The organism is Acinetobacter stercoris (assembly GCF_900323515.1).
GTDB classification, from domain to species: domain Bacteria; phylum Pseudomonadota; class Gammaproteobacteria; order Pseudomonadales; family Moraxellaceae; genus Acinetobacter; species Acinetobacter stercoris.
Window position 1 is genome coordinate 1 of record NZ_OOGT01000014.1, and the last position, 12,804, is coordinate 12,804.

The window sequence follows — 12,804 nt, forward strand, 5'->3', positions numbered from 1 at the left end:
CATCTACTTTGGTATTAATCTTTTCAATAAAACTATCTGCTTCAATATTTTTATTTAGTTGGGCAATAACATTTTCATGAATTTTATCTTTTGGAGTTGAAAAAAGCTGATAAAATTCAGTTGAATTATCGTCAACAGCGATTTTTTTATCATTATTATTATCTTGGTTTTTATAAAAATCAAATAAAGTGATTTCTATATCTTCTAATTTTTTCTCCCAAAATTCTTGCCAATATTTTGCTCCTGCGGCTACGGCTGTTTGAGAATAAGCTACATAAAACCCTACTAAACAAAGAATAAGTTGTACATATGGAACAGTATTACTTGAATAAATCAAACATGCAAAAAGTACACCTTGAAATATCATAAAAAAAATTATTTCTTTGAAGTAACTGCCCAATTTCTAAGTTTCTAGTTGCAATAGTAATTTCATATACGCTTTTTAAGCGACTAAGATGTTCTTCTTCTTTAGATTTAGTAAGAGGGACATTGTCAGTTTCTATGACAATATTATTATTCACTGTTCTATTATCATTATTTGTAATATTTCTAGAAAAAAGGTTCTTAAAAAAATCTTTCATGTATTTAATATAAAGGGCTGAATATTCAGCCCTTTATACATAATTTAGAAGAAATTGACAATACTACTAAAGCGCCGCAATCTGTTCCATATTGGCTTTAATTTTCGCTAACTGATCAGCAAACTCAGCAAGTTTCACTTTTTCACCCTCAACAACTGCAGCAGGTGCTTTGCTGACAAAACCTTCATTCGCAAGTTTATTGGCGATTTGATCATGCTGCTTTTGAACTTTATCCAAGTCTTTTTGCAAACGACCAAGCTCAGCTTTAGGATCAATCAGACCTTTCATTGGGACAAATACGGATACATGACCGACAACGCTTGATGAAGACAATGGTGGTTGTTCCGCATCATTCAAGAAAGTAATGCTTTCAACTTTGGCCAAAGCTTTAAAGAGTGGCTCGATACGTGCAATCTGTGCTTTTTCAGCATCAGTAGTGTTTTGAAGCAATACTGGGAGTAAACGTGCATTACCCAAGCCCATCTCACCACGGATATTACGTACAGCACCAATCAAGCCTTGTAACCATTGCATATCTGCTTCTGCCTGATCATTGAGCAGGTCTTGCTCAACTACAGGATAAGCCGCAGTCATGATGGTATCACCACCTTTACCAATCATTGGGGCAAGGGTTTGCCAGATTTCTTCAGTCAAGAATGGCATGATCGGATGAGCTAAACGAAGAGAAGCTTCCATCACAGCTAAAAGTACACGACGTACTTCAGCTTTACGTTCATTTGAAACTTCTGGATCATTTAATACAGGTTTAGTCAGCTCAACATACCAGTCACAGTATTCATTCCAGATAAAGTCATAGATTGCTTGTGCAGCAAGATCCAGGCGGTAAGTATCAAATGCTTGATGTACCGCTTGAACTGCTTTTTGCAGACGGCTCACGATCCACTGTTCAGGAAGCTCCCAAAGATCAGGGCGCGCAGTTTTACCAACCTCTTGACCTTCAACATTCATCAGAACGAAACGTGTTGCATTCCAGATTTTGTTAGCAAAGTTACGGTAGCCTTCGACACGTTTCATGTCGAACTTAATGTCACGACCTGTGTTGGCAAGAGCACAGAAAGTAAAACGAACTGCATCAGTACCATAGGCCTGGATGCCTTCCGGGAACTCTTTACGTGTTGATTTTTCAATCTTCGCTGCTTGTTTAGGGTTCATCAAACCTGTAGTACGTTTTTGTACCAAAGTTTCAAGATCAACACCGTCGATTAAATCAAGAGGGTCGAGTACATTACCTTTTGATTTTGACATTTTTTGACCTTCACCATCACGAACCAAGCCGTGTACGTAAACAGTCTTGAATGGAACCTGTGATGTACCATCTTCATTTTTCATAAAATGAAGGGTCATCATGATCATACGTGCAACCCAGAAGAAGATGATGTCAAAACCGGTCACCAATACATCAGTAGGGTGGAAAGTGTTTAGGAAATAGTTTTCCGCATCTTTTTTGGCATCACCAGTCCATCCCAAAGTCGAGAATGTCCAAAGCGCAGATGAGAACCATGTATCCAGTACATCTTCATCCTGTTTAAGATTTACCGATGCATCAATGTTGTTTTTCTCACGTACTTCTGCTTCGTTACGACCTACATAGATGTTGCCATTTTCATCGTACCAGGCAGGGATACGGTGACCCCACCAAAGTTGACGCGAAATGCACCAGTCCTGGATGTTATTCATCCAGGCCATATACATATTGGTGTATTGTTCTGGAATAAATTTAATTTCACCATCTTTTACTGCTTTGATTGCAGGTTCGGCAAGAGGTGCAATTTTTACATACCATTGATCTGTTAAAAGAGGTTCAACGATGACACCAGAACGGTCGCCACGTGGCGCTTTTAGATCATAAGGCTGAATTTGTTCTAACCAACCTTCGGCTTCGGCTTGTTCAACCAATTTTTTACGGGCAGCAAAACGCTCCAGACCGACATATTCTGTAGGTGCTGTGATGGTTTTTGAGATTTGCTCACCAGCTTTTGCGATAAACTCAAACTCAGCCAAAATTTCAGCATTTTTGTTGAAAATGTTAATAATTGGCAAGTCATGACGACGACCTACATCGTAGTCATTGAAGTCGTGCGCAGGCGTGATTTTTACGCAGCCTGTTCCGAACTCTTTTTCAACATATTCATCAGCAACAACTGGAACAGCACGACCTGTGATTGGCAAAATAATATTTTTCCCAACCAGATGTGCATAGCGTTCATCTTCAGGGTGAACAGCAACAGCCGAGTCACCTAACAAAGTTTCAGGACGAGTTGTAGCCACAACAAGGTAGTCATGTCCATCTTTGGTTTTAAGTGACTTATCTTCAAAGAAATATTTGAAATGCCAGAGCGAACCCTTTTCCTCTACAGATTCAACTTCAAGATCTGAAAGCGCAGTTTGTAATTTAGGGTCCCAGTTTACGAGGCGTTTACCACGATAGATCAAGCCTTCTTCGTGTAATTTTACGAAAACTTCTTTTACCGCACTGGATAGACCTTCATCCATAGTAAAGCGTTCACGTGACCAGTCTACAGATGAGCCTAGACGACGGATTTGACGGGTAATATTACCGCCAGACTGTTCTTTCCATTCCCAGACTTTTTCAATAAATTTTTCGCGTCCGAGATCATGGCGACTCACATTTTGTGCGCCAAGCTGACGTTCAACCACCATTTGGGTTGCGATACCCGCATGGTCTGTACCTGGTTGCCATAATGTATTACGCCCAGACATACGGTTAAAACGGGTCAATGCATCCATGATGGCATTATTAAAACCATGACCCATGTGCAAGCTACCAGTGACGTTTGGAGGCGGAATCATGATACAGAATGAATCACCGTGACCAGATGGCTTGAAATAGCCATTGTCTTCCCAAGTCTTGTACCATTTTTTCTCGATCTCGGTTGGATCGTAGGTCGTAGCAATGTTTTGCGCAGAATCAGTCATAGTAAAAACTAAATTAAAAGTAAATAAAAAATTNCATCTATTGTAGCAAAAAAAATGTAGGTTTAGCGATGTTCAGCAAATGCATTCTTTGCCTAAATGACACAGAATGCTGTTAGATCTTATGATTTGATAACAAACAAAATAAGCGCATGGTCGCAGAAGATTTTAAAGAGGTCTTTTTATGAGCTATAACATATTGTTGAAAGTTGATGATCATACCCATCAACAATTTCAAAACATTGTAGAAAAGTTAAATGCTGGACACAAAGAAAGTCAGGCTAAACCTTTAGGGGAACTGTTGGCGAATGTTGCCTGTGAGGTTATAGATCAGGTTTTTGGTGATCTATTGCGTAAGCAATCTGAACAGGTGAGTGATGATCACGGACGGAAACTGGCGCATGATTCTGAAAAGGTGATTCACCAAATTCTAGAAGCGATTAAAAAGTACATGCCTTGGGCTGTATCTTTTTTTAGTAATGAACGTTTAACTCCTCTAGCGCACTATTTGGAAACAGTAGTTCGTGAAAAAGATGGGCAATATTATGTGCAGTACCCAGTTGATAATATTTTAATTAGTGAAGCGCTGGGTTGTGTCGACCAGGTACGTTCGGGTAATACACAATATATTTCACCCGCGTTTAAAGCACTAACCAGGATCGTGGATCAAGGGGTAACGACACTTATTCGAGAACCAAAAAAAATATTAAAGTTTAATCTGATCGTAGATAAGACATTGAATGGAGTAATTAATTTATCGACACAAGTGGGATATAAGCGCCTAGAAAAACTGGGCTCACAAATTGATCCAGATACTGCAAATAGTTATATTGATCATTTCCTGATATTTTTAGAGGATGAAACAAAAATAGCATCATAATTGTTTTACAAATACTTAGGGAAATAAAACATGGAAAATTTTGACAATAAAATTGTCTGGATTACGGGTGCGTCATCTGGTCTAGGCAAAGCATTAGCGGCTGAATTTGCATTACAAGGTGCACAGATCGTGTTAAGTGCCCGCCGTTTTGATGAACTGGAAAACGTTCGTGTTGGCTTATTAAATCCAGAAAAACATGTTTCTATTGCAATGGATATCACGGATGAGTCACAAGTTTTACATGCATACGAACAGGTTCTCGCTGAGAAAGGTAGAATTGACTTGCTGATCAACAATGCAGGCTTAAGCCAGCGTGCACTGATATCTGAAACCTCGATGTTGACTGAACGTGCCATTATGGAAGTGGATTATTTTTCTCAAGTCTTTTTAACTAAAACAGTTTTACCTACATTTTTAAAACAAAAAACAGGTCGAATTGTTTTTGTTTCAAGTGTTGCAGGGCTACTGGGGACACAATATCGTGCATCTTATTCAGCAGCAAAAGCTGCTATCCATTTATGGGCAAATAGTTTACGTGCAGAAGTTGCCAATGATGGAGTAAATGTTTCGGTCATTTTCCCAGGTTTTGTGAAAACAAATGTCTCGATCAATGCTCTAAATGGTGAAGGAAAAGCACAAGGTTTTGATAATGAAGCGACAGCAAATGGTCTGGAAGCAGGTGATTTTGCAAAACGGGCAGTAAAAGCACTTGCAAATGGCGAAGAGTTTATTGTGATCGGTGGTAAAAAAGAAAAAATGGGCGTTATGATGTCCCGAGTTTCACCAAGTACCCTGTATAAAATGATTCGTAAGATGAAAGTAAAATAATTGGTAGATTATAAAACGAGAAAATGATTAATCATTTTCTCGGTCATTTTTATTTAGGATAAATAGCTGTTCCATAGGCAAAGACTTCAACCATTCCACCTTGCATACCCAAAGAGGTCGTGCTTAAACGAAGTCCCATGATTTCGGTTGCTCCCATCGTTTTAGCCTGTTGTTTTAATCGGACAATGGCTTCCCTACGGGCTCTTTCCACAACACTTTCATAACTGCTTAATCGCCCGCCAAAGAAGTTATGAATACTTGCCAGAATATATTTAAAATAATCATGTGAAATGACAACATTACTGTAAATCAGTTGACCTTGAAGTTCAGAGGTTTCAAACTTGTTGGTATCAATTTTGATATCAGTTAGCTGTTGTTCATTTTCTGCCAATGTTTTGAAGTGACGCTGTTCAGTATTACGTCCAAAGAACCAGCCAATTACAAATAGAATGACAAATATTCCAATCTTAAAGATAATTGCATCCATAATTTGCATTAACCTTGTGTTTTAAACGGATCAGTAAGTTGGGGGGCGTTGGCTTGAACAACAACTGCCGTACCATAAACAAACAGTTCAGATGCACCTTCTGCAATATTTGATGTTGAAAAACGAATACCAACAATTGCATTCGCACCTAAGCCCTGAGCCTTTTCGATCATACGCTGCATAGCTTCCTGACGGGATTCTTCAAGTAATTCCGTATAGCCTTTTAATTCACCGCCAACGATGTTTTTAAGGCTTGCCATCAAGTCCCGTCCAACATGTTTACTACGTACAGTACTGCCGTAAACAACGTCAAGTTGACGAATAATTTTATGACCAGGAAGTGTTTCAAGGTTACTCAGCTGCATGTTTTTCAATGATCTTCATGTAAATGTTGTCTTTAAGATAGGAAAAATCAGCTGATAGATCAATATAAACAATCAATAAAAAACCCGCCTAAGCGGGTTTTAAATATTTTGACTTTACTGCTGAGGTTGTTGCGCACGTTGCTGTGAGCTTTGACCTTTATGATATTTCATATCTGCAGTTGAGGCAGGGTAGACTTTTGAGTCAGAGGTGTTTGCTTTCACACCGCCACCAAGTGCTTTATAAAGTTCTACTTGGTTATTCAGATTTGCCTGTTCAAGAAGTAGTAAACCTTGTTCAGCAGAATAAGAAGAGCGTTGTGCATCCAACACGGTTAAATAGTTATCAATACCGGCACGGAAGCGTGCGTTTGATAATTTATAAGCAGTGTTAGTTGCATCAACTAAACGACGTTGTGCTGATAAGCGATCACCAATATTGTTACGTGTTGCCAATGCATCATTTACATCACGGAAAGCAGACTGGATTGATTTCTCATAGTTTGCTAAAGCGATCTTCTGATCAGTTTCAGAAATTTTGACATTTGCGCGACGGGTTCCCCAGTCAAAAATAGGTACATCAAGACTAGGTCCGACAGACCACAAGAATGAACCTGATTTAAACAAGTCACTCAAATCACGCGATGCATAACCGAGGTTACCCGTTAGACTAATGGTAGGGAACAACTGAGCTTTTGCTACACCAATATTCGCACCAGCAGCAGAAAGTTGATATTCAGCTGTTTTTACATCTGGACGGTTATTTAACAAGTCACTTGGCAAACCAGAAGCCAATACATTTTGATTGGTAATACTTGATACACGCTGGTTTGGTAACAGGTTGTTTGGTACTGGTGAACCAACAAGCAAGTTCAATAAGTTTTGAGCCTGGGCGATTTGGGTTTTGTAGTTTGCAACATCATTACGTGCTGTCTCAACCGAAATCTGTGCTTGACGAACAGTCAGTTCATTATCAATACCAACATCAAAACGTTTTTTATTCAGATTGTAAGCATCAAGTTGTGACTTTAGTGTCTGTTCTGCGAGCTTTAATTGGGCATTTGCAAATGCATAATTTAACCAAGCCTCAGTCACTTGACCAACCAAGCTGATTTGAGTTGAATCACGTGAAGCTTGAGTTGCCAGATAATTGTCTAAAGCATTGTCTTTTAGGCTACGGACACGGCCCCAGAAATCGAGCTCGTAAGCTGTTACACCCAGACCAACCTGATAAGTTGAATATGGGTTATTCGGGTTGACAGTTGGACTAACCTGACGGGCAACACTACCACTTGCACCAATAGTCGGTAACTGATTATTTTCAGTAATTTGATATTGTTGCTGAGCTTTTTGGATGTTTAAAGCAGAAACACGTAAATCACGGTTATTTTCAAGAGCCAAGTCAAGTACTTGTAAAAGACGAGGATCAGAGAAAAAGTCTTTATAACCTTGTTCTGCAATCGAAGTTCCAGAAGCATTTGCTGCATAGCTGTTAGGAATGTCAGCCTTTACAACCGGCTCCGGACCACGCATGCTTTGGCAGGCAGCCAAAGCAAGCGCAAGTGCAGATACCGCAATGCTACGACCTGTAATAGACCATATATTTTGCATCACGAAGTTTGCTCCTGATTATTTTGATTCTTAGGTTTGTATTTGAATATGGTACGAATCCATACAAAGAATACAGGAATAAAGAAGATACCTAAGAGTGTTGAAGTTAAGACACCACCGATAACACCAATACCTACCGAGTTCTGGCTACCAGCACCAGCACCTGAAGAAATAGCCATAGGTAATACACCTAGACCAAATGCCAATGTTGTCATAATGATTGGGCGTAAACGAAGTTTCGCAGCATGCATTGTTGCTTCGAAAAGTTCTTCACCTTGTTCCTGCAGATCTTTTGCAAATTCAACAATCAAAATTGCGTTCTTCGCAGAGAGACCGATTACGGCAATCATTGCAACTTTAAAGTAAATATTATTGGAAAGGTTCGGGTTATTTAAGATCATCATTCCAAAGTAAGTCAGGAGAACTGCGCCTAACAAACCTAGTGGTACTACGAGCATGACCGAAACAGGGATAGACCAGCTTTCATAAAGTGCTGCCAAACATAGGAATACAATCAGCAACGACATGATATAAATAGCGGCACCTTGTTGACCAGCTTCTTGTTCCTCTAATGATAGACCAGTCCATTCGTAACTGAAACCAGGCAATCCCATAGACGGAAGTTTTTGCATGATTTCTTCCATGGCAAGCATTGCATCACCAGAACTTGCACCAGCACCAGTTGCACCCTGAATGTTCATGGATGAAATACCATTATAACGTTCCAAACGAGGTGAACCATAAGTCCACTTACCAGATGCAAATGCAGAGAATGGAACCATTGTGCCTTTGTTATTACGAACGTACCATTTATTTAGGTCTTCAGGCATCATGCGGGATACTGAATCGCTTTGTAGATAAACTTTCTTGATACGACCACGGTCAATAAAGTCATTTATATACAAGCCACCCCAAGCAATACTCATCGTACTATTGATGTCTGCAATACTGACGCCCATTGCACCAGCAGCAGCCTGATCAATTGTGATCTTGTATTGAGGCGTATCTTCCATACCATTCGGACGTACACCTGAGAGACGTTTGTCCTGAGAAGCCATTCCTAAAATGGCATTACGTGCGGCAAGAAGTTTTTCATGACCCTGACCATCATTGTCCTTCAGCATGAAATCGAAGCCTTGACTGACCCCTAGCTCAGGCATTGCAGGAAGCTGTAATGGATAGATCATGCTGGCATCTTTAACTATGCCGTTTAGAGCCATGGCACGCTGAACGATGTTCCCAATTTTTGCATCAGCAGTTGTACGTTCTTTCCAGTCTTTCAAACGAACGAATGCGATACCTTGGTTTTGTCCCATACCTGTGAACGAGAATCCTGAAACCGTAAATACAGACTCAACGGTATCTTTCTCTTTTTGTTCAAAGTAATTGGTGATCGAATCCATCGTTTTGTTAGTACGTTCAAGTGATGCATTCGGTGGTAGTTGTACCAGTGTAAACAATACACCCTGGTCTTCATCTGGTAAGAATGAAGTTGGCATAATTTTCAGAACACCAAGTAAAACCACGATCACGATACCATAAATTACCCCTGAGAATAATTTGTGGTGAGTCATTCGGTTTACACCGTTCTGATATTTTTGTGATGTTTTTTCGAATTTATCGTTAAACCATCTAAAGAAACGGGCAAAAATGCCATTACTTGGTTTTTTGTTTGGATCATGCTGTTTCAATAACGTTGCACACAGGGCAGGCGTAAATGTCAAGGCAATGAATAGTGATAGAACCATCGCGGTTACAAGTGTTACCGAGAACTGACGATAAATCACCCCGGTAGTTCCACCAAAGAAAGCCATTGGCACGAATACGGCACTCAGAACACTGGTAATACCTACTAATGCGCCAGAGATTTGATCCATCGACTTTTCAGTAGCACTCACAGGGTCTGAATGTTCTTCATCCATAATCCGTTCGACGTTCTCAACTACAACAATCGCGTCATCGACCAGAAGACCGATAGCAAGTACCATGGCAAACATGGTTAATGTGTTGATGGAGAAACCAAACATATTAATTACGGCAAATGTACCAAGTACAACCACAGGTACAGCCATTGTTGGAATAATGGTTGCACGCCAGTTCTGCAAGAACAAGAACATGACTAGGAATACAAGGAAGATCGCTTCAATTAATGTATGAACAACGTTCTCGATAGACAACTTAACGAATGGCGTACTATCAAATGCTACTTCATCTTTTAATCCAGCAGGGTAGCTAGGACGAAGTTTTTCTAAAGCTGCTTCAACATTTTTTGCTGTATCTAATGCGTTGGCACCAGTTGAAAGACGGATCGCAATACCACCAGCAGGATGCCCATTATATTTGGAATCAAATTGATAGTTATCTGAACCTAACTCAACGCGTGCAACATCGCGAATTCGTACCTGTGCACCCTCATTAGAGTTCTTCAGGAAGATATTCTCAAACTCTTCTGGTGTCTGTAACAGGCTTTGAGCATTAACAGTTGCATTAAGAACCTGACCATCAACAGATGGAGCACCACCCAACTGACCAACAGCAACCTGAGCATTTTGTGCCTGGATAGCGGCTGATACATCAGCGGGGGTTAGGTTGTAGGTATTAAGTTTGGCAGGATCAAGCCAGATACGCATTGCATACTGACCACCAAATACCTGAATTTCACCAACACCAGAAACACGGCTAAGAGGATCTTTAATATTGGCATTCAGATAATCGGTAATATCACCTTTAGTCATGGAGTCATTTGGAGAATAAAAGGCAACAACTTGTAAGAAGCTTGCACCTGATTTCTTAATTGTGACACCCTGACGTTGTACATCATTTGGTAATGATGCCATTGCAGTTTGCAGTTTGTTCTGAACCTGAACCTGTGCAATATCGGCATCAACACCTTGGTTAAAGTTGACATCAATTGCAGCCATACCGTTCGAAGAGCTTTGTGAACTGATATAACGTAAACCATCCAGACCATTCATTTGCTGCTCAATGACCTGAGTCACTGTATTTTCAACAGTATCAGCAGATGCACCTGGATAAGTCGCAGAAATAGAAATTTTTGGTGGAGCAATTGTTGGAAATTGGGAAATAGGCATGTTTGTCAGCGAGAGTATCCCCGCCAACATAATGACTAAAGCAATCACCCATGCAAAGATGGGGCGATGAATAAAAAAGTGAGCCATTCAGTCTACCCCTTATGCATGTGAAGTAGCTTTTTGTTCAGTTTGAGGTTTTGCATTCTGAGTAGGTTGGGCACCATTACCTTGAGCAGCTGGTTTTGCACCTTCTTGTGGTGCAGCAGCTTTCGGTTGGTAAGGTTTTGCACTAACTTGCTGACCTGGTTTGATTTTGGCAATACCATCAACAATTACTTTGTCGCCAGGATTTAAACCTTTTGTCACGATCCAGTTCTGACCTTGAGTACCAACGGTTTCGATATCGCGGCTTTCAGCCAAACCTTTTGCATTTACAACCATTGCAGATGCTTGACCAGTTGGAGAACGGGTCACACCAATTTGTGGCACAAGATATGCGTTAGGTATAACACCTTGTACGATCTGGGCTGTTGCATACATGCCAGGAAGTAACAAATGGTTTGGATTGGTAAATACAGCACGTAAGGTAATAGTACCTGTGTCCTGATTTACACTGGCATCAGAAAATGCAAGATTACCTTCAATTGGATAATAGCTACCATCATCCAGTTTTAAACGGACTTTAGTGTTGTTGCTACGATCAATATTACCTTTACTTAACTGTTGGCGTAAGCGGAGTAATTCTGCGCTAGACTGATTAATGTCTACATAGATCGGATCCAATTGTTGAACAGTTACGAGTGGATCAGCCTGACTTGCAGTAACCAATGCACCAGCTGTAAAGTTGGAACGACCTGATTGGCCAGAAATAGGTGCACGAACAGTAGAATAACCCAAGTTAATTTGTGCATTTTTTACTGCAGCCTGTGCAGAAGCAACCATTGCTTCGCCTTGTTTAACTTGTGCAACTAGATCGTCATATTCTTGTTTAGAAACTGCATTAATCCCAATAAGTTGACGATAACGATTCGTCTTCACTTTTAGTGCATTCAGGTTTGCTTGTTGATTTAATAAATCCGCTTTAGCACTATCGAGATTGGCATTGTTCGTTCTAGGATCAATTTCATACAACGGTTGACCTTCACGTACAAAACTTCCTTCTGTAAACAAACGTTTTAAAATAACACCATTTGTTTGTGGGCGAACTTCAGAAACTTGGAAAGCTGAAGTACGACCAGAAAGTTCGACTGTCTGTTCAACACTTTGCGGTTGAGCAACAATGACACCAACTTCTGTAGGTGGCATTTTTTGAGCATCAGCAGCTTGCTGTGCATCCTTCGGATCTTTGCTACAACCAACAAGTGCGATACTTGTTGCTAATGCGCAAGCAGTAAGGGCAGGAGCCCAAAGCTTTGCCGACATCATTATTCCACCTCGTTTAGATTTCTATCTAAAAATAATTGTTTTTGCCAAACTTACGGTGCGATATCCATAATCGAAGAGTCGCAATCCAGATAAGGCCAATACTCCAGCCAGCAAGTACATCAGTCGGAAAATGAGCACCAAGATAGACTCTTGAAACCCCCATACTCAACCACCATATACTTACTAGTAATATAATCATTTTAGCCTTGCGATGTTTATAAAATATAAATATCACCAAGCATGCAACTGTCATCGCATAAATGCTGTGAGCACTAGGAAATGATGCACCATAAACCTTAACCATCTGATACATGGTTTCTGGTCGAGGTCGGTTAACTAAAAATTTTAGTATCCAACCAATAGTAGCACTGCCTATTATTCCAGCACTTATAAAGAGAATATTTACATACTTTTTATACCAAGCTTGGTGTAAACACCAGATTGTTAAGATTAACAATGTGCCTGGCAACCCTCCGAGAGTAGATAAACCCATAGCAATTAGATTTATAAACTCACTCCTATGAATGCTTAACCAGTTAACAGAACTAAAATCTAATTGATGTATATAAGGAACAAATAACCCGAAGCTACTTATCCCGATTCCTATACAGCCTAAGAGTATTAGTAGGTAAAGCATAGGGAA

General features: G+C 40.1%; 10 protein-coding genes. 2 read left to right on the forward strand and 8 right to left on the reverse strand.

What is annotated here, in order from left to right:
* Together KPC_RS20710 and KPC_RS02615 are read right to left on the reverse strand one after the other, a co-directional pair.
* Window positions 1-367: RipA family octameric membrane protein (locus KPC_RS20710; RefSeq protein ID WP_456049166.1), on the reverse strand; the 367-nt coding region annotated here is incomplete at its 3' end.
* A 280-nt stretch (window positions 368-647) separates the two neighbouring features.
* The gene (locus KPC_RS02615) at window positions 648-3,539 is read right to left on the reverse strand and encodes a valine--tRNA ligase (RefSeq protein WP_121972879.1); all 2,892 of its coding nucleotides are present in this window, start codon (window positions 3,537-3,539) and stop codon (window positions 648-650) included.
* A 181-nt stretch (window positions 3,540-3,720) separates the two neighbouring features.
* Here KPC_RS02615 and KPC_RS02620 point away from each other — a divergent pair, with 181 nt between their 5' ends.
* Together KPC_RS02620 and KPC_RS02625 are read left to right on the forward strand one after the other, a co-directional pair.
* Window positions 3,721-4,416, forward strand: a complete 696-nt coding sequence (locus KPC_RS02620; RefSeq protein ID WP_121972880.1) for a hypothetical protein — start codon at window positions 3,721-3,723, stop codon at window positions 4,414-4,416.
* Window positions 4,417-4,446: 30 nt separating this feature from the next.
* A complete protein-coding gene (locus KPC_RS02625) occupies window positions 4,447-5,244 on the forward strand; it encodes an SDR family NAD(P)-dependent oxidoreductase (protein WP_121972881.1) in 798 nt (265 codons plus the stop codon).
* Window positions 5,245-5,293: 49 nt separating this feature from the next.
* Here KPC_RS02625 and KPC_RS02630 read toward each other — a convergent pair whose 3' ends face one another.
* The 6 genes from KPC_RS02630 to KPC_RS02655 form a co-directional block, all read right to left on the reverse strand.
* Window positions 5,294-5,731 (reverse strand): YbjQ family protein, encoded by a 438-nt coding sequence (locus KPC_RS02630; RefSeq protein ID WP_121972909.1) that lies wholly within the window; start codon window positions 5,729-5,731, stop codon window positions 5,294-5,296.
* A gap of 8 nt (window positions 5,732-5,739) precedes the next feature.
* Window positions 5,740-6,096 (reverse strand): YbjQ family protein, encoded by a 357-nt coding sequence (locus tag KPC_RS02635; RefSeq protein WP_121972882.1) that lies wholly within the window; start codon window positions 6,094-6,096, stop codon window positions 5,740-5,742.
* A gap of 114 nt (window positions 6,097-6,210) precedes the next feature.
* On the reverse strand, window positions 6,211-7,704 hold the full coding sequence (gene adeK, locus KPC_RS02640) for a multidrug efflux RND transporter AdeIJK outer membrane channel subunit AdeK (protein WP_121972883.1): 1,494 nt from the start codon (window positions 7,702-7,704) through the stop codon (window positions 6,211-6,213).
* The gene (locus KPC_RS02645; protein ID WP_121972884.1) at window positions 7,704-10,883 is read right to left on the reverse strand and encodes an efflux RND transporter permease subunit; all 3,180 of its coding nucleotides are present in this window, start codon (window positions 10,881-10,883) and stop codon (window positions 7,704-7,706) included. The genes adeK and KPC_RS02645 overlap by 1 nt, the downstream gene beginning before the upstream one ends.
* A gap of 12 nt (window positions 10,884-10,895) precedes the next feature.
* Complete coding sequence (locus KPC_RS02650; RefSeq protein ID WP_121972885.1) at window positions 10,896-12,161, reverse strand: efflux RND transporter periplasmic adaptor subunit; 1,266 nt, start codon at window positions 12,159-12,161, stop codon at window positions 10,896-10,898.
* Window positions 12,162-12,186: 25 nt separating this feature from the next.
* On the reverse strand, window positions 12,187-12,798 hold the full coding sequence (locus KPC_RS02655) for a phosphatase PAP2 family protein (RefSeq protein ID WP_121972886.1): 612 nt from the start codon (window positions 12,796-12,798) through the stop codon (window positions 12,187-12,189).
* Between the last annotated feature and the right edge of the window lie 6 nt (window positions 12,799-12,804).

Bases quoted from the DNA above. Each gene is read 5' to 3' on its own strand.
- KPC_RS02650 (WP_121972885.1), bottom strand. From the start codon at position 12,161: ATGATGTCGGCAAAGCTTTGGGCTCCTGCCCTTACTGCTTGCGCATTA.
- KPC_RS02655 (WP_121972886.1), bottom strand. From the start codon at position 12,798: ATGCTTTACCTACTAATACTCTTAGGCTGTATAGGAATCGGGATAAGT.
- KPC_RS02625 (WP_121972881.1), top strand. From the start codon at position 4,447: ATGGAAAATTTTGACAATAAAATTGTCTGGATTACGGGTGCGTCATCT.
- KPC_RS02630 (WP_121972909.1), bottom strand. From the start codon at position 5,731: ATGGATGCAATTATCTTTAAGATTGGAATATTTGTCATTCTATTTGTA.
- adeK (WP_121972883.1), bottom strand. From the start codon at position 7,704: ATGCAAAATATATGGTCTATTACAGGTCGTAGCATTGCGGTATCTGCA.
- KPC_RS02620 (WP_121972880.1), top strand. From the start codon at position 3,721: ATGAGCTATAACATATTGTTGAAAGTTGATGATCATACCCATCAACAA.
- KPC_RS02615 (WP_121972879.1), bottom strand. From the start codon at position 3,539: ATGACTGATTCTGCGCAAAACATTGCTACGACCTACGATCCAACCGAG.
- KPC_RS02635 (WP_121972882.1), bottom strand. From the start codon at position 6,096: ATGCAGCTGAGTAACCTTGAAACACTTCCTGGTCATAAAATTATTCGT.
- KPC_RS02645 (WP_121972884.1), bottom strand. From the start codon at position 10,883: ATGGCTCACTTTTTTATTCATCGCCCCATCTTTGCATGGGTGATTGCT.